24 protein-coding genes are annotated in these 22129 nt (G+C 71.5%); 12 read left to right on the top strand and 12 right to left on the bottom strand.

Annotated features, from left to right (window positions below; translation table 11 throughout):
* Window positions 1–83: 83 nt before the first annotated feature.
* The gene (locus GA0070623_RS28285) at window positions 84–1940 is read left to right on the top strand and encodes an exonuclease domain-containing protein (protein ID WP_231932578.1); all 1857 of its coding nucleotides are present in this window, start codon (window positions 84–86) and stop codon (window positions 1938–1940) included.
* Between the two features lie 327 nt (window positions 1941–2267).
* On the opposite strand, the gene GA0070623_RS30195 is transcribed toward GA0070623_RS28285, so the two are convergent.
* Window positions 2268–2534: a hypothetical protein gene (locus GA0070623_RS30195; protein WP_157517518.1), complete on the bottom strand. Its 267-nt coding sequence runs from the start codon at window positions 2532–2534 to the stop codon at window positions 2268–2270.
* A gap of 404 nt (window positions 2535–2938) precedes the next feature.
* Here GA0070623_RS30195 and GA0070623_RS30200 point away from each other — a divergent pair, with 404 nt between their 5' ends.
* A complete protein-coding gene (locus tag GA0070623_RS30200) occupies window positions 2939–3178 on the top strand; it encodes a helix-turn-helix domain-containing protein (RefSeq protein WP_067306942.1) in 240 nt (79 codons plus the stop codon).
* 345 nt (window positions 3179–3523) lie between these two features.
* Here GA0070623_RS30200 and GA0070623_RS30205 read toward each other — a convergent pair whose 3' ends face one another.
* Window positions 3524–3661, bottom strand: coding sequence for a hypothetical protein (locus tag GA0070623_RS30205; RefSeq protein ID WP_157517520.1), 138 nt, complete (start codon window positions 3659–3661; stop codon window positions 3524–3526).
* A gap of 32 nt (window positions 3662–3693) precedes the next feature.
* Window positions 3694–4569: an alpha/beta fold hydrolase gene (locus GA0070623_RS28295; protein ID WP_231932579.1), complete on the bottom strand. Its 876-nt coding sequence runs from the start codon at window positions 4567–4569 to the stop codon at window positions 3694–3696.
* Between the two features lie 94 nt (window positions 4570–4663).
* On the opposite strand from GA0070623_RS28295, the gene GA0070623_RS28300 reads away from it, so the two are divergent.
* Window positions 4664–5044, top strand: coding sequence for a winged helix-turn-helix transcriptional regulator (locus GA0070623_RS28300; protein WP_067306945.1), 381 nt, complete (start codon window positions 4664–4666; stop codon window positions 5042–5044).
* A gap of 168 nt (window positions 5045–5212) precedes the next feature.
* Here the strand turns inward: GA0070623_RS28300 and GA0070623_RS28305 are convergent, their stop codons facing one another.
* Complete coding sequence (locus GA0070623_RS28305) at window positions 5213–6250, bottom strand: medium chain dehydrogenase/reductase family protein (RefSeq protein ID WP_067306949.1); 1038 nt, start codon at window positions 6248–6250, stop codon at window positions 5213–5215.
* A gap of 25 nt (window positions 6251–6275) precedes the next feature.
* Window positions 6276–6686, bottom strand: a complete 411-nt coding sequence (locus tag GA0070623_RS28310) for a Dabb family protein (RefSeq protein WP_067306952.1) — start codon at window positions 6684–6686, stop codon at window positions 6276–6278.
* Between the two features lie 183 nt (window positions 6687–6869).
* On the opposite strand from GA0070623_RS28310, the gene GA0070623_RS28315 reads away from it, so the two are divergent.
* Window positions 6870–9563 (top strand): AAA family ATPase, encoded by a 2694-nt coding sequence (locus tag GA0070623_RS28315; RefSeq protein WP_067306955.1) that lies wholly within the window; start codon window positions 6870–6872, stop codon window positions 9561–9563.
* 627 nt (window positions 9564–10190) lie between these two features.
* Here GA0070623_RS28315 and GA0070623_RS30210 read toward each other — a convergent pair.
* From GA0070623_RS30210 to GA0070623_RS31495, 4 genes are all read right to left on the bottom strand, one after another.
* Window positions 10191–10337, bottom strand: coding sequence for a hypothetical protein (locus tag GA0070623_RS30210; protein WP_157517521.1), 147 nt, complete (start codon window positions 10335–10337; stop codon window positions 10191–10193).
* Between the two features lie 499 nt (window positions 10338–10836).
* Window positions 10837–11340: a hypothetical protein gene (locus GA0070623_RS28325; RefSeq protein ID WP_067306958.1), complete on the bottom strand. Its 504-nt coding sequence runs from the start codon at window positions 11338–11340 to the stop codon at window positions 10837–10839.
* Window positions 11341–11402: 62 nt separating this feature from the next.
* Complete coding sequence (locus tag GA0070623_RS28330) at window positions 11403–13034, bottom strand: RecQ family ATP-dependent DNA helicase (protein ID WP_067306962.1); 1632 nt, start codon at window positions 13032–13034, stop codon at window positions 11403–11405.
* Window positions 13035–13154: 120 nt separating this feature from the next.
* Window positions 13155–13280, bottom strand: a complete 126-nt coding sequence (locus GA0070623_RS31495; RefSeq protein ID WP_255470159.1) for a hypothetical protein — start codon at window positions 13278–13280, stop codon at window positions 13155–13157.
* A gap of 139 nt (window positions 13281–13419) precedes the next feature.
* On the opposite strand from GA0070623_RS31495, the gene GA0070623_RS28335 reads away from it, so the two are divergent.
* On the top strand, window positions 13420–14937 hold the full coding sequence (locus GA0070623_RS28335) for a glycoside hydrolase family 3 protein (RefSeq protein WP_067306966.1): 1518 nt from the start codon (window positions 13420–13422) through the stop codon (window positions 14935–14937).
* Between the two features lie 43 nt (window positions 14938–14980).
* On the opposite strand, the gene GA0070623_RS28340 is transcribed toward GA0070623_RS28335, so the two are convergent.
* Entirely contained in the window at window positions 14981–16207 is a 1227-nt protein-coding gene (locus GA0070623_RS28340; protein ID WP_067306970.1) for a cysteine desulfurase-like protein, read from the bottom strand.
* 83 nt (window positions 16208–16290) lie between these two features.
* On the opposite strand from GA0070623_RS28340, the gene GA0070623_RS28345 reads away from it, so the two are divergent.
* From GA0070623_RS28345 to GA0070623_RS28375, 7 genes are all read left to right on the top strand, one after another.
* Entirely contained in the window at window positions 16291–16653 is a 363-nt protein-coding gene (locus GA0070623_RS28345; RefSeq protein ID WP_067306974.1) for a hypothetical protein, read from the top strand.
* A gap of 59 nt (window positions 16654–16712) precedes the next feature.
* Window positions 16713–17534 carry a DUF1206 domain-containing protein gene (locus GA0070623_RS28350; protein ID WP_067306978.1) on the top strand — a complete coding sequence of 274 codons (822 nt, stop codon included), beginning with the start codon at window positions 16713–16715 and terminating at the stop codon, window positions 17532–17534.
* A gap of 80 nt (window positions 17535–17614) precedes the next feature.
* Window positions 17615–18853, top strand: coding sequence for a mechanosensitive ion channel family protein (locus tag GA0070623_RS28355; protein WP_067306981.1), 1239 nt, complete (start codon window positions 17615–17617; stop codon window positions 18851–18853).
* 255 nt (window positions 18854–19108) lie between these two features.
* Complete coding sequence (locus tag GA0070623_RS28360) at window positions 19109–19543, top strand: phage holin family protein (RefSeq protein ID WP_067306984.1); 435 nt, start codon at window positions 19109–19111, stop codon at window positions 19541–19543.
* Complete coding sequence (locus GA0070623_RS28365) at window positions 19540–19899, top strand: DUF3618 domain-containing protein (RefSeq protein ID WP_067306987.1); 360 nt, start codon at window positions 19540–19542, stop codon at window positions 19897–19899. The genes GA0070623_RS28360 and GA0070623_RS28365 overlap by 4 nt, the downstream gene beginning before the upstream one ends.
* Window positions 19896–20168 carry a DUF4235 domain-containing protein gene (locus GA0070623_RS28370; RefSeq protein WP_067306992.1) on the top strand — a complete coding sequence of 91 codons (273 nt, stop codon included), beginning with the start codon at window positions 19896–19898 and terminating at the stop codon, window positions 20166–20168. The genes GA0070623_RS28365 and GA0070623_RS28370 overlap by 4 nt, the downstream gene beginning before the upstream one ends.
* Window positions 20169–20511: 343 nt before the next feature.
* Complete coding sequence (locus GA0070623_RS28375) at window positions 20512–20715, top strand: cold-shock protein (RefSeq protein ID WP_067306996.1); 204 nt, start codon at window positions 20512–20514, stop codon at window positions 20713–20715.
* Between the two features lie 108 nt (window positions 20716–20823).
* On the opposite strand, the gene GA0070623_RS28380 is transcribed toward GA0070623_RS28375, so the two are convergent.
* Together GA0070623_RS28380 and GA0070623_RS28385 are read right to left on the bottom strand one after the other, a co-directional pair.
* Complete coding sequence (locus GA0070623_RS28380; protein ID WP_067306999.1) at window positions 20824–21018, bottom strand: hypothetical protein; 195 nt, start codon at window positions 21016–21018, stop codon at window positions 20824–20826.
* Between the two features lie 88 nt (window positions 21019–21106).
* On the bottom strand, window positions 21107–22090 hold the full coding sequence (locus GA0070623_RS28385) for an aldo/keto reductase (protein WP_067307002.1): 984 nt from the start codon (window positions 22088–22090) through the stop codon (window positions 21107–21109).
* Window positions 22091–22129 lie beyond the last annotated feature (39 nt).

Raw genomic sequence — 22129 nt, forward strand, 5'->3', positions numbered from 1 at the left:
CTGTTCTGACAACTCTTGTCAGCAACTGTCGTCGATGGCCAGCCGATTTGGTCACGAACAATTGGGTTAGCCGAGATGGAGAAATGCGTATGTCGTCGGTCGGACTGTTCGCCTACGGGTCAGCGGGCGGACGCGGAGGTGTCGACCTGGGTGAGGTGCCGTTCGTCGTAGTGGATGTGGAGACGACCGGGCTGTCGCCGACGTCCGACCGGATCGTGGAGATCGCCCTGGTTCGCGTCGAGGGGGGCCGGGTGGTCGACGAGTGGGCCACGCTCGTCGACCCCGGCCGCGACCCCGGGCCAACCTTCATCCATCACATCACTGCGGACATGCTGTCCGGAGCGCCCACGTTCGCCGACGCGGCGGGTGAGATCCTGTCGAGGCTCGACGGTGCCGTGGCGGTGGCCCACAATGCCCGCTTCGAGGAGGGATTCATCGCGCAGGAGTTCGCCCGGGTCGGTATCAGCACCGCCCCTCTGCCGGCGGTGTGCACCCAGCGGCTGGCCCGACAGGTTTTGGCCGCGCCGAACTTCCAGCTCGTGTCCTGCTGCACCGTGTGCGGTATCGAGCTGCACGACGCCCACACCGCTCTCGGTGACACCCGGGCCACCGCTCAGCTCCTCACCAGGCTCCTGGCGAACGCGCCCGCCCTGCGGTTCCCCTCCGCCCCTGTCCCGCTGCCGCGCTATCCGCGCCTCGCCCAACCCCGCACCCGGGTAACCGGCCTACGCAAGGGCACGGACGGCTGGATCCAATCGCTGCTAGGCAAACTGCCCTACTCCACCGGCGACGCCGACCCCGCCGCCACCGAGGCCTACCTCGCTGCCGTCGGGAGCGCGCTCAGCGACGGCAAACTGACCGGCGTCGAAGCCAAGGTGCTGGCGCGACTGGCCGGACAGGCCGGCATGGGCGCCCAGCAGGTGCGAGCCCTGCACCACCGTTACCTCGACGGACTGCGGGACGCCGCACTCGCCGATGACATCCTGACCAGCACCGAGTACCGGCAGCTCATTACCGCCGCACGACTTCTCGGGGAACCCGACTACTTCGCGGACCTCACCGCGCCAGCGGCAGAGACCACGGACCGCCCCCCGGTCGGTAAGCAGAAGGGACAACGGGTCTGGTGCAGCCCATCCGTGTCCTCCGACATCCGTGACCGCCTCACCCAGGCCGGCTTCGTCGTAGCGTCGAACCTGACCCGCAACGTCGTCACCGCCGTTGTCGCCTCCGCTGACCAGGACACCATGAAGGTCGCGCGAGCACGCGAACTCTCCATACCGATCCGTTCCGATCTGGCCCTCGGGGACATGCTGGGGACCGTCGCCACGTCCTCCTCGCCATCGCAGCAACCCGGCGGCGCAGCCGTCGAGGGCGTCGAGCCGACCGAGTCCCGCATCGAGCCGAGTTCGGTCGCCGGGGCGTCCATGCCCACTCAACGAATTCCGCAGGTCATCGCTGGCTGGTACCTGGACCCGTCGGGGCGGTGGACCTACCGCTTCTGGGACGGCCAACACTGGACCGAGAAGGTCAGCGCCGGGGACGGCCGTACCTGGTCGGACAGCACCGGCCTGCCGCTGTGGTGTTCGCCCACGACGGATGGCCTGGTCGACGGCCACCAGCCACACACCCTCACGGACCAGATCATGACGACGCAAAAGACCGACGTCCACGCGGCACTGCTACTGACCGTTCGATGCATCGACGCGGTGGAGAACGACTCACGCGCCAACGGATGCGGGGTGGCTCCCTGGTACTACGAGAGGGCCGCCATCATCTTCGCCCGGCTGGACGAACCAGCCGCCGAGGTTGCCGTGCTCGAACGATTCGCCCGACAGAGACATGCTCCCGGAGCCACGCCTGCCCGACTCCTCGATCGCCTTCGCAGACGGCATCAGGCCACCGGTGCTGCACCCAGCAATCATCTCGCTGGCGAAGCTTGAACCCGGGCCGCCAAGCACCTTTGGTTCTCGCCGCCGGCACCGCGTAGGCAGCCGGATTCCCGGGGGAGTGCGCGGGTGCCGGACCGCCAGCAAAGCGGCGGCGTGTCGGCCGGACCGTGAGCCGTCTCCGCGACGGCACGCGACGACCTGGACATTGAAGTACAACGACGTATCTATGGGTCGTCAAGGTTCACTGGGCGGGACTCGGGGCAGACGTTTCTGCACGTCACGACGTACTCGTGGAAGATGCGCGACGTTCTTCCGCCTGCTTCGTTGGTGCAGGGTAAGGTGCGGGGCCGGCGGGTGCCGACCCCGCACCGGGGTGGGCTACATCTGATCGTTCGACCTACCAAGTACGGCGATCAGGCGTAGCAGGAGGGCGGTGGCCCTGGCCGCAGTGGCTGGGCCACCGCTTCCGCCGGCTTCCAGCAGTTCCGCTGCAAGCTCGAACGCGATGGCCAGGGCTTCCATCACCTTCTCCTTGTCCGGGGTCGCTGGCTGCGAACCGGGACAGCAGGGGGCTGTTTCGCTGGAGCCGTCGGGCTCATTTTCGTCATCAACCACGCGTGACCTGAAGACGAACGACGCAACCACCTCGCGTTCTCCCAACGCTCCAGGTACGTCCGGGTTACGGGGTGTTCGTCGGTCCTGCCGGTGACGTTCTGATCGCAGGGCTGGTTCCCGTGGCGTTGGTCACGCAGGTGTTCGGACTCGCAGTGCGATGGATGGGTGTCGACTCGTGCCGCACGCCTGTTAAGGGCATATCAAAATGCCACTCTATGGGACATAGGTGGCATGAACTTGGGTGCTCCCTTGCAATGTGCAAATGCACAGGACACAAAAATTTTCCGCCAATCAGCCCTGACGAAAGGCCTTGCAGGAAGAACACACCCAGGCGTTTCGCCATCGTTGACCCCGACATGGATCCCCGTAACGAACGTCCCTCACCGCCGTTCAGCAACCAGCAGGTCGGACAACTTGTCGCACTCCTTCGTCCGGTGATCGACGCGATCAGCGCACGGATCGCCGACCACGACCCTGACCCGGACCGTTGGCTGACCATCAACGACCTGGCAGCGAAGCTCCAGGTGCCGGTCAGTTGGGTTCAGGAAAAGGTCAGCGCACGTCTCGTTCCGCACCACCGCGTCGGCCGCCACGTCCGCTTCACCCGGGCCGACCTCGAAGCGTTGGAGCGCCTCTACCAGGAGAAGCCGGCTGCCCGGCAGCGCCGCGGCTGACCGCTGCCGACACGCGGACGACGTCACGACGCAAACCTGAGACTGCTCCGAGGAGGTACGACCGGCCAGGACCGCGACTGGCAGGCCCTCAGCACGATGCCCGGATGAAGAACCCTCTCAACGGGATCGAGCTTAACCTGGTCGCCGTAGCTAACCGGTCCCACACCGCTGGTCATCGCCTCGACCGACCCAGGGCGGGCCGCTGAGAGGTGGCCCGCCCTCTCGGTGCTGCAGCTCGCGCCGATCGATCGGGCCGCCCGGCATGTTCAGGGCGTAACAGGACCCGGGTCTGCTGGGGTGTGCTTGGCCTTAGGCGGTGAGGGCGGGCGTCATCGCGTCCCTGGTCTACGGCCCGCCGGGTGCCCGGTCGAGCTGTCCGCGTAGGTTCGCCGCCTCCTCGCTACGGCCGAGTCCGTCGAGGACATCGGCGAGCGTCCGGTACGCCGAGAACAGTGGGTCGGTGGTGCGGGAGCCGCAGGTCATCCCCTGAGCGGAGTTGCTTTCCTCGTCCGCGGTCAGGCACGGGCCGGTGTCGCCCGAGCCGCCGTGGCCGCCACGATCGAGGCGAGGTCGCCGGGGGCGTCGACGGGAACAAGGTGTCCGCTGTGCGGGAGCAGGTGCTGGTCGAGGTGGTCCGCGATCAGCGTGAGCTGGCGCGCCGGGGCGTCTCCCACCGTCGAGGCGCCGACGGCTGTCACCGGCATGGTCAGCCGGCCCTGCTCGGCCCAGGAACGGTTCCACTGCGCGTTCGCGGGCATCGCGCGGTAGTGCTCGAAGGCCGCGCGCAGGCGGTCTCGTCCGGTATAGGCGCGGACGAAGTGCCGTGCGAGATCCTCCGGCACCCCGGCGCGGGATCCGATGCCGAGGAAGAAGCGGACGTAGCGGTCCTCGTCCCCGCTCAGGAGGCTCTCGGCTAGACCGTCAGGCGCCTGGTGGAACCCGAACCACCACGGTCCGCCGGAGCCGAGGAACGTCTCCGCGCCGGCGAGTCCGCTGATGACCGCCTCGACGACGGTGAGGCTGAGCACCCGCTCCGGGTGGGCGGCGGAGAGAGCGAACGCGGGCGCGGCGCCGACGTCGAAGCCGACGACGTGCGCCGTCTGCAGGGAGAGCGCGTCGAGGAGGCGAACCTGGTCGGTCGCGAGGCTCACGGCGTCGTAGCCGCCCGCCGTCCGCTCGGTGTCGCCCGTTCCCCGCAGGTCGGGCATCAGCACGTCGTAGCCTGCGGCAACCAGTAGCGGCTCTACCTCCCGCCAGATCTCTTTGGTGTGTGGAAAGCCATGGAGCAGCAGGACGGGGCTTCCGGCGCCGGCTCGGCGCACGCTCACTCGGAGATCGTCGAGCTGAACCATCTCGATCGTCGAACGGTGGCCCTGGGCGGTACGACTCATCAGACCTCCTAGTTACCATCAGGTACCTGGAAACGATAGGAGAGCTGTGGTGAGCAGGAAAGAAGGCACGTCAGGCCCCCCTGGTCACCCCGAGGTGACCATCGCACAGCACGGTGACCTCTTCGACGCCGACTGCCCGACGCGGCTGCTGCTCGACCGGGTGGGATCGAAGTGGACCGTCATGATCGTTTTGCTGCTCGCCGACGAGGGAGAGCTGCGGTTCGGTGCGCTGCGTCGTCGCATGCCGGGCGTCTCCCAGAAGATGCTCACCCACACCCTTCGGCAACTCGAAGACGACGGCCTCGCCCATCGCCGGGTGGAACCCACGAGCCCACCCGCCGTGCACTACTCCCTGACAGCGCTCGGCGACACGCTCGTCGGTCCGTTGCGCGAGCTCAAACGCTGGGCCGAGACGAACATGGGCGCGATCGACGCGCTGCGTACGTCGGCGATCGAGTCTCGTCGTGACCGGTAGGTGACGGGATGGTTCTCAGCCGACTGCGGCTGACGGCACGCCGGCCCTGCCCGACGGCGGCAGCAAGTCCGGCGTACCGCGCGGGAAGGTGCTGTTGGCGCTGGTCGAGCCTGACGAACGAGGAGGTGGCACCACAGAGAGCCGTGGGGTGGCCCGGCAGGCGTGTGCTCAGGGCACCAGGATGACCTTTCCCGCGACCGTACGGGACTCGGCGAGCGTCAGCGCCGACGCGGCGTCGGTCAGCGGGATCTGCGCGGCGATCTGCGGGCTGAGCACGCCGTCGGCGAGCAACCGGAACACGGTGGTGAGGTCCTCGGCCAGGGTGCGCCGGAAGGTCTCCGGACGGCGGCGACCGGCCCAGAAATTGTAGAAGTAGGCGCTCCGGTGATTGGGCAGGGTGTGCCAGAGCTTCAACTGGGCGAAGAGCTTCAGCACCGGCAGCCGGGAACTGCCCTCCTCGTCCTTCGTCGCCGCCGTGCCGTACGACACCAGCGTTCCGCCCCTGCGCAGCAACTGCCACGACTGCTGCACGCCGGGGCCCCCGACGTGATCGAACACCGCGTCCACGCCGTCCGGCGCGAGGCTCCTGATCCGGTGGTACATGTCCGGGTCGCGGTAGTCGACGGGGGTCGCCCCCAGCTCGCGTACCGCGTGGTGGTGCCGCTGCGCCGCGGTGCCGATCACCCGGATCCCGGCGTGCCGGGCCAGCTGGACGAGCGTGGAGCCGACGCCGCCGTTGGCGCCCAGCACGACGATGACGCCGCCGGACCGGACCTTCGCCAGCCGGTGCAGCATCTGCCAGGCGGTGATGCCGTTGACCACCACCGTCTCCGCGGCGGCGGCGGACACTCCGTCGGGCACCGGCACCAGGTCGGCGGCCTCGACCAGGACGTGGGTGGCCCACCCGCCGGTCTTGGTCACCGCCGCGAACCGGCGTCCGGTCAGGCCGGCGTCCACGCCGGGCCCGGTGGCGACGACGGTGCCGACCAGGTCGTACCCGGGCACGAAGGGGTACGGCGGCTGGTCGTAGTACTTGCCGCGGCGCATCTGCTGCTCGGCGAACGACACACCGGTCGCCTCCATCCGCAGGACGACCTGTCCCGGTGCCGGCGCCGGGAGGTCGCGGGTGCGTACCTCCATACCGTCCGGTTCGACCGCTTCCGGTAGGACCACCTCGGTGGTACGGATGGTGGCGACGTGGGTCATGCGACGTTCCTCCACAGTGTTACGGCTACGGCTTGTCCGGCGTGCGGTGCACGCTCGTGCCCGTGTCGGACGGCATCGCCGCCAGCAGTTCCGGGTCGGTCTCGTAGTGCCGCTTCTGTAGGGCCGCGACACGGGCGGCGAAGTCCGGAGAGTCGTCGTCGGTGATGTCGTAGGCCTCGAACCTCGCCATCAACGGAATGCCGAGCCGCTCGGACCGCGCGTGTGCCGGGTGGTTCAGATACTCCCAGTACCCGTCCAGGTCCTCCAGGACGAAGACGGCTCCCCAGTCGAAGTCGCCGCCGTACTCGCGTCCGACGATGAAGGCGGTGACCGCCGGGATGACCCGGCCCTGCTCGCGGAGGGCGTCGAGGGCCTGAGCGACCAGCCCGGGATCGGCGTCGTCCCTGATCTTTATCCGATTGCCGTGGTAGATCATCGGGGCTGTCCTCCAGAGGTGTGGTGAGCACGCTCGCCGACCGGGGCGGGCGGGGACGCAGGTGTGGTGACAGGGAGACCTTCCGCCGACGGGACCGGGCACCGCATCGGTGGGAACTGCGTAGCCGCGTAGGCGATCCACCGGAGTTCCGGGGCGATGCCGGACAAGGGGTAGCGTGTCCGGGTGCGATCCGCTGCCGCCGCCGGGGGCTCACTGGTCGGCAGGGACGTCGAGATCACGGTCCTCGACGATCTGGTGCGGGCAGCGCGGTCGGGCCGGGGCGGGGCGCTGGTGGTACGCGGCGAGGCCGGCATCGGTAAGAGCATGCTGCTGGCACACGCGCTCGACGCGGCGTCCGGTGCCCGGGTCATCCAGGCGTCCGGGGCGGAGTTCGAACGGGAACTGCCCTTCGGTGCGCTGCACCAGCTGTGTGCGCCGGTGCTGGACCACCTCGCCGAGCTGCCCGCCCGGCACGCCGACGCGCTCCGGGTCGCGTTCGGGCTCCAGGCGGGTACGCCCGACCTCTTCCACATCGGCGTGGCGACCCTGGGTCTGCTGGCCGCCGCGGCCCGGGTGCGTCCGCTGCTGTGTCTGGTCGACGACGCCCACTGGCTGGACGCGGCGTCGGCGAAGGCGATGGCCTTCGTCGGCCGGCGGGTGGCCGACGAGCCCGTCGCCATGCTGTTCGCGCTGCGGTTGCCCGCGTCGAGCGAACTGCACGAGTTGCCGGGCCTCGACGTCGGCGGCCTGAGCGACGCCGAGGCGCGGACGTTGCTGGCGGCCCGACGGCACCTGTTGCTCGACGAACAGGTGCTGAACCGGCTGCTGGCCGAGGCCGGGGGGAATCCTCTGGCGCTGCTCGAACTGCCCGGAGCGGGCGGCTTCGGGCCACCGGAGACCACTCCGGTGCCGACGCGGATCGAGCGCAGCTTCCAGGCCCGGTTGTCGGGTCTGTCGGGCGAGGCCCGTCGCCTGCTGATCCTGGCGAGTGCCGACCCGACGGGCGATCCCGCCCTGTTGTGGCCGGCGGCGCTGTTGTCGGGCATCGACGTGCCGACGGCCAGCGCCGCCGCGGCCGGGACGGGGCTGGTCCACTTCGCGACCGGCATCCGCTTCTGCCACCCGCTGGCCCGGTCGGCGGTCTACGGTGCCGCGTCGGCGGACGAAACCCGCTACGCGCACCGGGTACTGGCCGAGGCGACCGACGCCGTCACCGACCCGGACCGGTCGGCCTGGCACCGGGCCCAGGCCAGCGTCGGCCCGGACGACGGCGTCGCCGCTGAACTCGAACGGTCGGCCGCCCGCGCCCGGGCGCGCGGCGGCGTGGTGGCCGCGGCGGCCTTCCTGGAACGCGCGGCCGAACTCTCCCGGGATCCCGCCGACCGGATCGGACGGACCCTCGCGGCGGCGCAGGCCGCCCTCACCGCGGGCCGCCCCGATCGGGCAGCCGCGCTGTTCAGAGCCGTCGAACACGCCGCGCTCGACGAATACCAGCTCGCGGACGTCGATCTGTTGCGGGGGCAGGTGGCCTTCCAGAGCGACGGGGACACCAGCGGCCCGGAGTTCATGATCCGCGCCGCCAGGCGGCTGGCCGGGCCGGACCCGGAGCGGGCCCGTAGGTGTCTGCTGGACGCGCTCGAGATGAGTCTGCTGGTCGGCCGGGCCAACGGCGTACTGGAGCTGGTGCTGACCGCCGTCCGGTCGCTGCCGGCGTCCGGACCACGCCCACCGGACATCCTGGACGCGCTGAGCCTGCTGGATACGACCGGACACCGCAAGGCGGTCCCGGTGATCCGGCAGGTCCTCGACGGCCCCGGCGGTCCCGGCTGGACCGGGTACCCCGCGCTCGCCCTGATGCTCGCGGGGGAGATGTGGGATCCGGACCTGCATCTGGCGACCGTCAGGTGGCTGGAGCGGACCGGCCGGGAGTCCGGCTCGCCGCTGCTGATCCGTCTCGGTCTCGCCCAGCGGGCCTCGTACGGCACGCTCTGCGCCGACCTCGGCCTGGCGACGGCGTCGATAGCCGAGGAGGAGGCGATCGCCGACGCGACCGGCGGGCCGCCACTGCTCTACCACCGGATCCACCTGGCTGCCGTACGTGGTCGTCGCGCCGAGGCGCTCGCGCTGTTCGCAGAGGCGTCGGCCGCAGCCGCCACCAGCGGCAGCGGTCTGCTGACCGGCAACATCGACTGGGCGTCGGCGGTGCTGTACAACGGTCTCGCCGACTATCCGGCGGCGTTGACCGCCGCCCGGCGGGCCGTCGCGGACGGCGCCCTCTTCCTCGCCAGCTTCTCGCTACCCGAACTGGTCGAAGCCGCGGTCCGCTGCGGCGACTCCGCGACCGCTGCCGTGGCACTGGAGTCGCTGACCGAACGCGCCGATGCCAGCGGCACCGCCACCGCTCTGGGGATCGCCGCGTACGCCGAGGGGCTGGTGACCGGGTCCGAGGAGCCGTACCGCAACGCCATCGCGCACCTGGAGCGGAGTCCGTTGGTGACCTACCGGGCCAGAGCACATCTGCTGTACGGGGAGTGGCTTCGGCGCGAGGGCCGCCGGCGGGACTGCCGGCCGTACCTGCGCACCGCGCACCGCCTGCTGTCCGGGGCGGGGTTCGAGGCGTTCGCCCGGCGGGCCGCGGTCGAGCTGCGCGCCACCGGGGAACGGCCGCGTCGGCGGTCACCACACACCTACGACCAGCTCACCATCCAGGAGCTGCACATCGCCCGGCTGGTCGCCGCCGGCGCGACCTCCAACGAGGTCGCCGCCCAGCTCTTCATCAGCCCCCGCACCGTGGACACGCATCTGCGCAACATCTTCCGCAAGCTCGGCATCACCTCCCGGCGGCAACTCAGGGACCGGCCGGACCTCGGGTCGTGAACCCACCAGCACCACCGACGGGCTGCGGAAAGCGGCCACCGGCCGGCTCAAGGCTGGGACAGCCGTCGACCGTGCTCGCGCCAGCGGCCGGTTCGAGCAGCAGCGCGGCGGACGCGGCGCAGACAGCCGTCATCGATCCGATCCAGCACCGCCGCCCCCGCAGGTCGGTTCGCACGGGCGGTCGGGCGTGCGGCAGTCGCATCGACTCTCCTGATCAGGGAACGTCCGTTCCCTGACAAATCAGGACGGGCTGTCCGACGACCTCGCTGTGGGCGCCGGGATCATGCCATGTTAACTCACTGTCATTATGCAGACACGTAGAGCTATCGACCTGGGGTGGGGCATCTGACAAGGTGCTGATAACGGATTGTCAACGACGAATGGAGGGAACGATCTCTATCGTAGCGAAGATCGGGATTTCGGCGATTCTCGCCGTGCCCACCATGCCTCCTCAGCTTTCGGCCATCCTGACGGGATGGACCGCCAGTAGTAGGAAGACCTTGAAGGGATTGATATGAGAATTGCACGGGTGGCGGCAATGTTGATCGCCGTGATGACGGCTACTCTCGGGCTGAGTCTGACATCCGCCGGTCCCGCCGCAGCCACCGAGAACGGCTCATGGCGGGCTTACGGCAACACCAACCCGATCACGTCCAGCCCCAGCACCTGGCGGTGCGCCGGCTCGAAGACGATCGCCACCAGTGTGGTCGCCCAGGTCTGCGCGATCAGATCCTCGGGTGGGGGCGCCGTGCAGGCGGCGGTGATCGTCCGCAACAACCGATCCGGTCTCTACTCGGTGGCGGCAGCCATGGACCTGTACACGACCTCTGGCGTCAATCTGGGCGACTGGGTGTGCTCGTCGTCAGGGGTCGGGGCGAACTCGTGGTCGGTGTGCTTCGGGCGAACCCTCACTCAGAGCAAGGCGGTGAACTCGGTGGGGGCGTCCAGCCCGGGGGGTGACCTCGGTCAGTCGCCGTCGGTCTGACCCCTACATGGTGCGGGCCGTTAGGAGACGAGGGTACGCCGAAAGAGTATTGGCGGCGGTCCCGACGCGACCTGTGAAATATTCCGCAGGAGCAACCGCATCGTCCCGTCCTGGATTGTTCATGAGCGCCGGATGTCCACTGCCGAATACCGAATGCTGATTTTAGCGTTCGAGTCGGTAGCGGCAGGTTTGGCCGGATGGTTTTGAGTTGCCGATCGCCGCGCGTCGAGAACAGCGCGGGCCGGGTCGCCGTCAGGCGGGCCCGGCCCGTTGCCGTACTCGATGACGTCAGTCGTTGAGGACCTGGGAGAGCCGGTCGCGGAACCTGCGCTCCGAGTCGCTGACCTGGTCGCCGCCGATGCCGAGCAGCCCTCCGCTGGACGCCGCCCCGACCACCTGCTCGGCGATCTCCACCAGCCAGTGCCGGTAGGCCCCGCCCTCGCCCTCGTCCACCTTGGCGGCCAGCAGGGTGGCCGCCTGCCCGGCCCGGACCAGCACGTCGTCGATGAGCGCCTGCGGGTCGGCCGGCGAGATCACCGGTAGCTCCTCGCCGGCCTCCGGGTCGCCGACCCGGGAGACGATCTCCCCGGCGACGGCGGCGACCAGCGGGCTGGCCGACTCCCGGCCGGCGGCGATGGTCTCCAACCCGGCCGCGTTCTCGGCGCGGGTGCGCCGGGCGCCGTCCGACTCGGCGGCGCTCGCCGCGGTCAGGACCGACTGCGGCAGGCCGACCAGCAGCCCCCACTCCTCGTCGGAGAACCCGAACCCGGTGTACGCCGGCTGTTCGATCACGACTGAGCCCCTCTCGGTTGTTCCACTGCGGGCACCGCACGCGGGCGGTCGCCCGGGTCAGGCTAGTCCAGCGTCAGCAGGCCCTGTTCGGACACCACGCGCACGGAGAGCGTCTTGTAGCCCACCTCGTCGAAGAGCACCGTCATCCGGTCCTCCTCGTAGTTGAGCACCAGGCCCGGCCCCCACTCGGGGTGGCGGACCTGGCTGTGCACGGGGAACGGGCCGACCGCGCCGCTGTCGGCGACGCTGGTGCCGGCGTGGCAGTTGTCGCAGTGCCCGCAGACGTGCGACATCTGCTCACCGAAGTACGCCAGCAGCACCTGCCCCCGGCAACCGGTGGTCTCGGCGAAGGCGCGCATCATGTCGGTGCGGGACCGGGTGACCGTCTGCTGCCGTTCGGCCTCGGCGAGGGCCGCTGCGCCCGCCTCGACCGGGGTGGGGGAGTAGCGCGGGGCGCCGATCTTCTGCCCGGCCCGGGGTTCGGCCGAGCCGATCTGTTCCAGCAGGGCCAGGTACTGGCCGAGCTTGCGCGGCCCGAGCCCGGTCGACTCACGCAGGGCCTTCTTCGTCGCCGGCCGGCGGCGCAGCAGCGCGGCGAGGTCCCGCAGCTCGGTCTCGTCCGGCAGGCCGCCGGAGAAGTAGCGTTGCAGGCCGACGTCCTCGGCCCGCCACAGCAGCAGCACCCGGGCCGGCGCACCGTCGCGCCCGGCCCGGCCGATCTCCTGGAAGTAGCTGTCCGGCGAGTCGGGCAGCGCCATGTGCACCACCCAGGCGATGTTCGGCTTGTCGATGCCCATGCCGAACGCCGAGGTCGCCACCATGATCGGCACCTGGTCGGCGAGGAACGCCTCGTGCAGCTCGTGCCGGGCGGCGGTGGGCATCCCGCCGTGGTAGTACTGCGCCGGGAAGCCGGCGGTGGTCAGCCGGTCGGCCAACTCCTCGGCGGCGCGTCGGGTCGGCACGTAGATGATGCCGGGCCGCTCGTCGTCGCGCAGCAGGGCGGTCAGTCGCCGCCAGCGGTAGTCGTCGGTCGGGCAGTAGGCGACCTCGATGAAGAGGTTGGGCCGGTCCAGCCCGGAGACCACCACCTCGGGGTCGCGCAGCCGCAGCCGGGCGATGATGTCGTCGCGTACCGGCGGGGAGGCGGTGGCGGTCAGCGCCACCACCGGCGGGCGGCCGAGACCGTCGATCAGGTGGCCCAGCGCCAGGTAGTCGGGGCGGAAGTCGTGCCCCCAGGCCGAGATGCAGTGCGCCTCGTCGATCGCCACCAGGGCCGGTGCCAGCGACTTGACCTCGGCCATCCGGTCGGGGTTGCTCAGCGCCTCCGGGGTGATGAAGAGGAACTCGGCCCGCCCCTGCCGGATGTCGTCGATCGCCTGGGCCTGCTGGGCGGCGCTCTCGTCCGAACTGATCCGGACGGCGCGCAGCTCGGGGCGTTGGCGTTCGTTGAGCGCGGCGATCTGGTCCTGCTGGAGGGCCAGCAGGGGCGAGATCACCACCGTCGGCCCGGGGATCAGGCTCGCCGGGATCTGGTAGATCGCCGACTTGCCGGCTCCGGTGGGGAGTACCACCAGGGCGTCGCGTCGTTTCATCACCGCGCGCATGGCGGCGAGCTGGTTGGGCCGCAGCGCTTTCCAGCCGAACAGGCTGCGCGCCGCGCGGCGCAACGTCGTCGAGTGCATGGACAGCTTCATCGAGGGCCGGAGGTACCCGGGTCGATGGAGATCGAAACCGCTCCCACGGGATCGGTGTGCCGCCCACTGTGGGCAGGTCAGGTGGTGGTCACCCGGGGTGCGACCATGATCGACGGTTGGTCAGCGGCGGCCGAACATGGCCCGGATCGCGGCCAGCAGCAGCAACCCGCCGACCACCAGGCCGAGCAGGCGTACGCCGGGAATGTCGGCCGGCGAGGTGGCGTCGGCGAGTGGCGGCAGGTCCATCCCCGCACTGTCGCACGTGACCCCGAACGACGCCAGACAGTAACAGTAAGGTTTATTGACTATTACCTCGCCCGGTGTGACCATGGCAGCACCGCGACGGCACCGGGCCGTCGGCACGCGACGGGGGTACCGGGGCCGGATGAACGAGCGCAACCTGGCGGGCCTGGCCGCCACCGTCCTGCAACCCGGCTTCGTCGGCACCGCCCCGCCCGACTGGGTCCGCCGGTGGCTGGCCGACGGGCTCGGCGCGGTGGTGCTGTTCGCCCGCAACGTCGTCGACCCGGAACAGGTGGCCGCGCTCACCGCCACGCTGCGCGCCGAACGTCCCGACGTGCTGGTGGCCATCGACGAGGAGGCCGGCGACGTCACCCGGATCGAGTCCGGCCTGGGCAGCTCCCGTCCCGGCAACCTCGCCCTCGGCGCGGTCGACGACCCCGCGCTCACCGAGGAGGTCGCCCGTGACCTCGGCGACGAACTCGCCGCCCTCGGCGTCACCCTCAACTACGCCCCGGACGCCGACGTCAACATCAACCCGGCCAACCCGGTGATCGGGGTGCGCTCCTTCGGCGCCGACCCGCACCTGGTCGCCCGGCACACCGCCGCCTGGGTGCGCGGCCTCCAGTCCGCCGGGGTGGCCGCCTGCGCCAAGCACTTCCCCGGCCACGGCGACACCCGGGTCGACTCGCACCACGACCTGCCCCGCATCGAGGCGAGCCGGGGCCGCCTCGACAGCGGTGAGCTGGTCCCCTTCCGGGCCGCCGTCGCCGCCGGGGTGCAGGCGGTGATGACCGGGCACCTGCTGGTCCCGGCCCTCGACCCCGACCTGCCGGCCACTCTCAGCCGCCGGATCCTCGGCGACCTGCTCCGCGACGAGCTGGGCTTCTCCGGCGTGGTGGTCACCGACGCGGTGGAGATGCGGGCCGTCGCCGACCGGTACGGCTTCGCGGGCGCCGCCGTCCGGGCGCTCGTCGCCGGGGCGGACGCCATCTGCGTCGGTGGTGAGCGCGCCGACGAGGCCGCCGCCCGCTACCTGCGCGACGCCGTCGTGGCCGCGGTGCTCTCCGGCGAGCTGCCCGAGGAACGGCTCGCCGAGGCCGCGAAGCGGGTCGGTCAGCTCGCCGAGTGGAGCACCGCCGCCCGCCTCGGTCGGCCCGCCGACGCCCCGCGCCCGGTCGACGGCTCGCCGGTCGGCCTGACCGCCGCCCGGCGGGCGGTCCGGGTCAGCGGCGACCCGGCCGGCCGGCTGCCGTTGCCCGGTGCCGCGCACGTGGTCGAGTTCGCCCCGCCGCACAACATTGCCATCGGCGCGGAGACCCCGTGGGGCCTCGGCGCACCCCTGGCCGAGCTGCTCCCCGGCACCACCACCGTGCGACTCACCGAGGCCGACCTAGCCGCCGAGCCCGCCGACCTGGCCGCCACGACTGGCGACCCGGCCGGCGGGGCGGCCGGCCGGCCGCTGGTGCTGGTGGTACGGGACCTGCACCGGCACGGCTGGATGCGGGCCGCGGTCGACCGGGCGCTGGCCAGCCGGCCGGACGCCGTGGTCGTCGAGTTGGGGGTGCCCGAGCTGGTCACCGGCCGGCTGCACCTGGCCACCCACGGCGCGACCCGGGCCGCCACCCGCGCCGCCGCCGAACTCCTCGCCGGAACCCGCTGACCACCCGCCCCGACCACCCGCCGGACCGCCCCGACCGGAGGGCTCAGCCGACCGGCTGTTCCCACCGGGCGGCCAGCCGGTCCAGCTCGGCCAGCAGCCGGTCCACCTCGTCGACGGTGTTGTAGTGGTAGACGCTCGCCCGTACCGCCCCACCGCTGTCCCGCAGGCCGAGCGCCTGGAAGTACTCGTAGGCGTAGTAGTCACCGCTGGACAGGCAGAGCCCGGCCGCGCCCAGCGCACCCGCCAGCCCGGCCGGCGTCCACCCGGCCAGTCGGAACGACACCGTCGGGCAGCGCCGTGCGCCGGCCGGCAGGACGGTCACCGTGGGCAGGTCGGCCAGGCCCTCGCACAGCCGGGCGAAGACCGCCTCCTCATGCGCCCGGGCGGCGGTCAGCCCGGTGCGGACCCGGGTCCGCCGGTCACCGGTGGCCGTCGGGTCCAACCCGGCGAGGTGGTCGACGGCGGCGGCCACCCCGGCCAGCAGGGGGAAGCTCGGGGTGCCGGCCTCGAACCGGTCGGGCACCGCGTCGGAGGAGGGGACCACCTTGGCCGGGCGCAGCGTCGCCCAGCGCTCCGGGTCGGCCACCATCGCCGCCAGGTGCGGGCCGGACCACTTGTAGGCGCTGGTGACCAGGAAGTCCGCGTCCGAGGCGGCCAGGTCGGTCGGGCCGTGCGGCACCGAGTGCACCCCGTCCACGCAGACCAGCGCGCCGACGGCGTGCGCGGTCGCGGCGATGGCCGGCACGTCCGGCATGGTGCCGGTCGCGTTGCTGCCGGCCGTCACCGCCACCAGCCGGGTCCGGTCACCGACCAGGGCGGCGTACTGGTCGGCGGGCAGTTCCCCGGTGGCCGGGTCGAACCCGGCCCAGCGCACGGTGGCCCCCGCCGCCTCGGCCGCCTGCACCCAGGGCCGCACGTTGGCGTCGTGGTCGAGCCGGGAGACCACCACCTCGTCGCCCGGACCCCAGGTGCCGCCGAGCGTGCGGGCCAGGGTGTACGTCAGCGCGGTGGCGCTCGACCCGAGCACCACCCCGGCCGGCTCCGCGCCCAGCAGGTCGGCCACCGCGTCCCGGGCCGCCGCCACCAGCTCCAGCGAGCGCCGGCCGGGCACGGAGGCGGTAGTGCGGTTGCCGACCGCGGCCCGCATCGCGTCGGCCACCGCGTCGATCACCGCCTGCGGGGTCTGGGTGCCACCGGCACCGTCGAAGTGGGCGAAACCCTCGGCGAGCGCGGGGTACGCGGCCCGGATCCGGGTGATGTCGAACGGCATGGCACGGACCCTAGCCCGCCCCGAGCGGCCCCCGGAGATCCACCCGGATGGCGCAGTGGGCCGCGTCTCGTACCCTTGGTGGGGTGACGAAGCGAAGCGCCACCGCCCCCACCCCCCTCCGTCGGACCGCCGGCCTGCTCGCCGGCCTGGCGCTCGGCGTGGCCGTGCTGGCCGGATGCAGCTCGGACGGCGCCGACACCGACTGCGGGCTGGACGCCTGCACGGTCACCTTCGACCGGGGTGTCGACGCCAGCGCCTCGATCCTCGGGGTGGAGGCGAAGCTGATCGGTGCGCAGGGTGACCAGGTGACCGTCGAGGTCGCCGGGGAGCAGCTCTCGCTCACCATCGGCCAGCAGGCGGCCGAGGTGGGCGGCTTCGCGGTGACCCTGGACAGCGTGACCGACCAGCAGGTGCAGATCCGGGTGGCGCGCAACGCCGGCAGCTGACCGGCCCGGGCGGCGGCGGAGCACGTTTGAGGATCTCCGCGAGCGGAGATTGTGGCGCCATGCCACTCACCCGGAACGCCGAAGCCACCGCCGCCCGCACCGCGGACAGCCGCTGGCTGGAACTCCTCGCCCGGGCCGGTTTCATCGGCTACGGGATCGTGCACCTGCTCTTCGCCTGGATCATCCTCCAGATCGCCTTCTCCAACTCCGGCGAGGAGGGCAACCAGAACGGCGCCCTGCGCGCCCTGGGTGCCCAGCCGATGGGCAAGTTCCTGCTGATCGCGATCGCGGTCGGCCTGATCGCGATGGCCATCTGGCAGGCGCTGGAAGCCGCGGTCGGCCACCATGCCAAGCGCGGCAAGGAACGCCTCTTCGAGCGGATCGCCTCGGTGGTCCGTACCGTCGTCTTCCTCTGGCTCGCCTGGACCTCGATCCAGGTGGTCCAGGACGCCAGCTCCAACAGCGCCGACCAGCAGGAGCAGTTCAGCGAGAAGCTGATGGCCTCCAGCGGCGGTCGCTGGCTGGTCGGGCTCGCCGGCCTGGTGCTCGCCGCCGTCGGCATCGGCATGATGATCTACGGCTACAAGAAGAAGTTCGAGCGGAACCTGAAGACCAACGAGATGAACGGCAAGACCCGGCAGACGGTCCGCCGGCTCGGCATGGCCGGTTACATCGCCCGCGGCGCGGTGTTCGCCGTCGCCGGCCTGCTGATCGTGGTCGCCGCGATCAACTACGACCCGGAGAAGGCGCGGGGTCTGGACGCCGCGCTGCGTACCCTGCGCGACCAGCCGTACGGGCCGTTCATCCTGGCGCTGATGGCGCTCGGCATCGCCGCGTTCGGGGTCTACTGCTTCTTCCAGTCCCGGTTCCGCAAGATCTGAGCCTGGTCGATACCGGAAACGCCGGGCACCATTGGGCCTTTGCCCGAATGCGATCAGCCCGGCCGGAAGGAGACAACCACGTGCAGGACTACCTCGAGACGATCGCCGCCGCGGCCACCGCGGCGGCGATCGCGTTGCTGCTCGTCGAGGTGGCGCACCGCCTGATCCGGCGGCTCGGCCGCCGGTCCCACCTGCTGACCGAGCTGACCGAACACGTCCACCGGCCGTTGCAGGTCGCCGGCACGGTGGTGGCCGTGCAGTTCGCGGTGCGGTGGACCACCGGCTACGCCGTCGGCACCGGGTGGCGGCAGGCGGTGCTGCACATCCTGGTGCTCGGCGTGGTGGCCGCGGTGGCCTGGCTGGTGGCCGCGCTGCTGGTGGTGGCGGAGGACACCGCGCTGTCCCGGTTCCTGCGGGTGGACGTGCCGGACAACCGGCACGCCCGGCGGGTACGCACCCAGGTGGTACTGCTGCGCCGGCTGACCGTCGTGGTGATCGTGGTGCTCGCCGTCGGCGTGATGCTGATGACCTTCCCGGCGGTACGCGGCATCGGCGCGGGCGTGCTCACCAGCGCCGGTGTGGTCGGTGTGGTCGCCGCGCTGGCCGCCCAGAGCCTGCTCGGCAACGTCATCGCCGGCCTCCAGCTCGCCTTCAGCGACGCGGTCCGCCTCGACGACGTGGTGGTGGTCGAGGGGGAGTGGGGCCGGATCGAGGAGTTGACGCTCAGCTACGTGGTGGTGCAGATCTGGGACGACCGGCGGCTGATCCTGCCCACCTCGTACTTCACCAGCACCCCGTTCCAGAACTGGACCCGGACCGAGGCGGCGGTGCTCGGCACTGCCGAGTTCGAACTCGACTGGTCGGTCCCGGTGCAGTCGATGCGGGAGGAGCTGCGCCGGCTGGTCGAGAGCACCGAGCTGTGGGACGGCCGGGTCTGCGTGCTCCAGGTCACCAACGCCACCGGTGGCGCGATCACGGTGCGCGCCCTGGTCAGCGCCGCCGACGCCGGCAGCCTGTGGGACCTGCGCTGCCTGGTGCGGGAGCACCTGGTCGGCTGGGTCCGCGACCAGCGGCCCACCGCGCTGCCCCGGACCCGGACCGAGTTGGGCGACTCCTCCGGCAGCCTGCCGTGGCAGTGGGCGCAGCCGCGCCGGCCGGCCCGTCGCCGCTCCGACGGCGAGGTGCCCGACGACGCCAGGGTCTTCGGTGGCAGTCACGACGGGGACGCCCGCAGCGAGGCGTTCGTCGGCCCGGACAGCAGCGAGGCCCGGGGCGACACACTGGTCGGCGCCGAGAACGGGGCCGACGTCCGGCGCTGAGCCGGCCCGGCGGGGTCCGTCCCGCACGCTGGCGTCGTCCCGTCGTCCCGTCGTCCCGCACGGCCGTCGGCCGCGGGCCGAGCCGCCTGCGGAGCCCCTCGCGGTCCGCACCGCGAGGGGCTCCGTCGTGCCCGCTTCCGCGTTTCGCCGGACGTTCCGGTCCGACCTGGGGTCAGATGTGGTTGGTCACCGTGCGCAGGATTGACGGACGGCGGCTCCGGGCATACAGCGCGGTGATGACGAAAGGAGGACAGCATGGCTGACGTCGCGAACCACCGCACGTCCCGGACCGGGAGCGAGCCGTCCACCGCCGAGTTGGTGCAGCGGGCCACCGAACAGGTCTCCCGACTGATCCGGGACGAGCTGGCCCTGGCCCGGGTGGAGTTGACCCAGAAGGGCAAGCACGCCGGAATCGGGATCGGTCTGTTCGGCGGGGGCGGGGCGCTGGCCCTGTACGGGCTCGGCGCGCTGGTCACCGCCGCGATCCTGCTGCTGGCCCTGGTGCTGCCCGCCTGGGCGGCGGCGCTGATCGTGGCGGTGGTGCTCTTCCTCGTCGCCGGGGTGCTCGCCCTGATCGGGAAGAAGCAGGTCAGCCATGCGGTTCCTCCGGTGCCCGAGGCGACGGTCCGCAGCGTCCGCGCGGACGTGGACATCGTCGCCACGGCGGTGAAGGACAGGGGACGGGCATGACGGGCACGACAGGCAGCAACGGTAACGGCAGTGGCGACACCGAGGCGCTGCGCGAGGAGATCCGGCGGACCCGCTCCGAGCTGGGCGAGACCATGGAACTGCTGGCCGCCAAGGCCGACGTCAAGGCCCGGCTGAAGGACTCCGCGGAGCAGGCGAAGGAGCGGGTACGCGAGCAGGCGGCCCTGACCGTGGCCCGGGTACGCAGCCAGGCGGCGCAGGGCACCGACGTCGCTCGGGCACAGGCGTACGACACCGGGATCGCGGTCCGGGGTAACCCGGTGCCGTGGGCGACGGTGGCGGCCGGCGCGGTGGCGGTGGTGGTGGTGCTGTTGATCATTCGGGGGAGGCGTAGGTGAGCAAGGGGATCGGCAGGACCGCGTACAAGCCGGTCGGGGTGCTGCTGGGGCTGGCCGCGGGCACGCTCGCGGGGGCGATCTTCCGGCAGGTCTGGAAGGCGACCGCCGGTGACGGTGAGGCGCCCAACCCCACCGACGAGGACCGCCGCTGGGGCGAGATTCTCGCGGCGGCGGCGTTGCAGGGGGCGATTTTCTCGGTCGTCCGCGCCGCGGTGGACCGGGGCGGGGCGGTCGGTGTCCGGCGGCTGACCGGGCGCTGGCCCGACTGACGGTTGCCGGCCCGGCACCCCCGGCGACCAGCCACGACCGGGCGTCGAGGGGTCGACGACGACGGCCAGGGCCCCCCGGACGCATCGACGGCCGGGGGGCCTTTCGCACAGTCGCGGCGATCCGGCCAGTGATCGTCGGGCATCCGTCAGGTCACATGTCGGAGAATTTCGTCGATTAGGCTGTGCATAGTTTTTGGGTACGTGGTTTGCTGATCCCGCTGTTGCGAGACGGCGTTGGTGGCGAGCGGTCTCCCGCTGTGGGGGCCGCCCTCGACCGTCGCTGCTCGAAACGGCCAATCGGCCGCACAGCGTGCTCGGCCGCCAGTTTTAGAAGGAGATACACATGGCGCAGGGAACCGTGAAGTGGTTCAACGCTGACAAGGGCTTCGGCTTCATCACCGTCGACGGCGGGGGTGCTGACGTGTTCGTCCACTTCTCGGCCATCCAGTCCAGCGGCTACCGCTCGCTGGAGGAGAACCAGCGGGTGGAGTTCGAGATCGCCCAGGGTCAGAAGGGTCCGCAGGCCGAGCAGGTCCGCCCCCTCTGAGTGAGCCGGTCGGCGCTGCCGGCCCGGGTGATCCGGCCAGCCGGATCGACGAGAAGCCCCGTGTCCCTCACCGGACGCGGGGCTTTCCGCATCGGCCACCGGCACCGGTCAGGGCAGGCGACGGGAGCGTAGACCGCGCCAGAGCAGTACCAGCCCGGCCAGCACCACCAGTGGTCCGACGACGGCCCAGAGCCTTTCGTCGGTCATCACGCTGCCGCCGACGTAGCCGAGGCCCTGCACCGTCCAGACGGCGCCGACCACCACGGCCAGCAGGCCCAGGGTGAGGGTGAGCCAACCTCTCACCGGTCCTCCCTCCGTGGGCCGGTCGTTCCGGCCCGGTCACCAGGATGCCGGTCGGACCGCGCCGGAGCGACGACCCGACCGGCGTGGCTCACCACCGGTCGTGCACCCGGGGCCGGACCAGCTCGTCGTAGACCGACCGGACGGTGTCCAGCTCGGTCGTCGTCAGCGCCGGGGAGCCGGCCGCGGCGGCGTTGCCCCGGGCCTGCTCCGGGCTGCGGGCACCGGGGATGACCACGGTGAGACCCGGCTGGTCGATGATCCACCGCAGGGCGAACTGGGCCATCGTGCGTCCGTCGCCGACCAGCGGGGCGAGCCGGCGCACCACGGTCAGCCCGAGGTCGAAGTCGACGCCGGAGAAGGTCTCGCCGACGTCGAAGCTCTCCCCGTGCCGGTTGTAGGTGCGGTGGTCGTCGGCGGCGAAGGTGGTGTGCTCGTCGTAGCGGCCGGAGAGCAGGCCGCTGGCCAGCGGCACCCGGGCGATGATCCCGACGCCGGCCGCGGCGGCGGCCGGAAGCACCTCGTCGAGCGGCTTGAGCCGGACGGCGTTCAGGATGATCTGCACGCTGGCCACGCCGGGCCGGGCGATCGCGGTGAGCGCCTGGTCGCAGGTCTCGACGCTGACGCCGTACCCGGCGATCCGCTTCTCGGCGACGAGGGTGTCGAGGCCGTCGAAGACCCGGTCGTCGGCGAAGACCTCGGTCGGCGGGCAGTGCAGCTGCACCAGGTCGAGGGTGTCCACGCCGAGGTTGGCCCGGGACCGGTCGGTCCAGGCCCGGAAGTTGTCCAGGGTGTACGCCTGCGGCGTCTGCGGCACCCGGCGGCCCATCTTGGTGGCGACGGTGAGCCCGTGTCCGGGGTTGTCCCGCAGGAACCGCCCGATCAGCTGCTCGCTGCGGCCGTCGCCGTAGACGTCGGCGGTGTCGAGGAAGGTGACGCCGGACGCCACGGCGGCGTCGAGGACGGCCAGGGCGTCGTCCTCGCTGACCTGACCCCAGTCCGCGCCGAGCTGCCAGGCCCCGAGACCGACCACACCCACCTGCCGGCCGAGCCGGTCGAAGCTGCGTTGTTCCATGTCGTCGAGCCTAGTGACCTGGTTGTCGGGCCGCAGCGC

Source organism: Micromonospora rifamycinica (genome assembly GCF_900090265.1).
Taxonomy (GTDB): domain Bacteria; phylum Actinomycetota; class Actinomycetes; order Mycobacteriales; family Micromonosporaceae; genus Micromonospora; species Micromonospora rifamycinica.

Coding starts and splice junctions, on each gene's coding strand:
- GA0070623_RS28285 (WP_231932578.1), top strand. CDS start 84: ATGCGTATGTCGTCGGTCGGACTGTTCGCCTACGGGTCAGCGGGCGGA.
- GA0070623_RS30205 (WP_157517520.1), bottom strand. CDS start 3,661: ATGACCTGCGGCTCCCGCACCACCGACCCACTGTTCTCGGCGTACCGG.
- GA0070623_RS28295 (WP_231932579.1), bottom strand. CDS start 4,569: ATGAGTCGTACCGCCCAGGGCCACCGTTCGACGATCGAGATGGTTCAG.
- GA0070623_RS28305 (WP_067306949.1), bottom strand. CDS start 6,250: ATGACCCACGTCGCCACCATCCGTACCACCGAGGTGGTCCTACCGGAA.
- GA0070623_RS28310 (WP_067306952.1), bottom strand. CDS start 6,686: ATGATCTACCACGGCAATCGGATAAAGATCAGGGACGACGCCGATCCC.
- GA0070623_RS28330 (WP_067306962.1), bottom strand. CDS start 13,034: ATGAAGCTGTCCATGCACTCGACGACGTTGCGCCGCGCGGCGCGCAGC.
- GA0070623_RS31495 (WP_255470159.1), bottom strand. CDS start 13,280: ATGGACCTGCCGCCACTCGCCGACGCCACCTCGCCGGCCGACATTCCC.
- GA0070623_RS28335 (WP_067306966.1), top strand. CDS start 13,420: ATGAACGAGCGCAACCTGGCGGGCCTGGCCGCCACCGTCCTGCAACCC.
- GA0070623_RS28340 (WP_067306970.1), bottom strand. CDS start 16,207: ATGCCGTTCGACATCACCCGGATCCGGGCCGCGTACCCCGCGCTCGCC.
- GA0070623_RS28350 (WP_067306978.1), top strand. CDS start 16,713: ATGCCACTCACCCGGAACGCCGAAGCCACCGCCGCCCGCACCGCGGAC.
- GA0070623_RS28360 (WP_067306984.1), top strand. CDS start 19,109: ATGGCTGACGTCGCGAACCACCGCACGTCCCGGACCGGGAGCGAGCCG.
- GA0070623_RS28365 (WP_067306987.1), top strand. CDS start 19,540: ATGACGGGCACGACAGGCAGCAACGGTAACGGCAGTGGCGACACCGAG.
- GA0070623_RS28375 (WP_067306996.1), top strand. CDS start 20,512: ATGGCGCAGGGAACCGTGAAGTGGTTCAACGCTGACAAGGGCTTCGGC.
- GA0070623_RS28385 (WP_067307002.1), bottom strand. CDS start 22,090: ATGGAACAACGCAGCTTCGACCGGCTCGGCCGGCAGGTGGGTGTGGTC.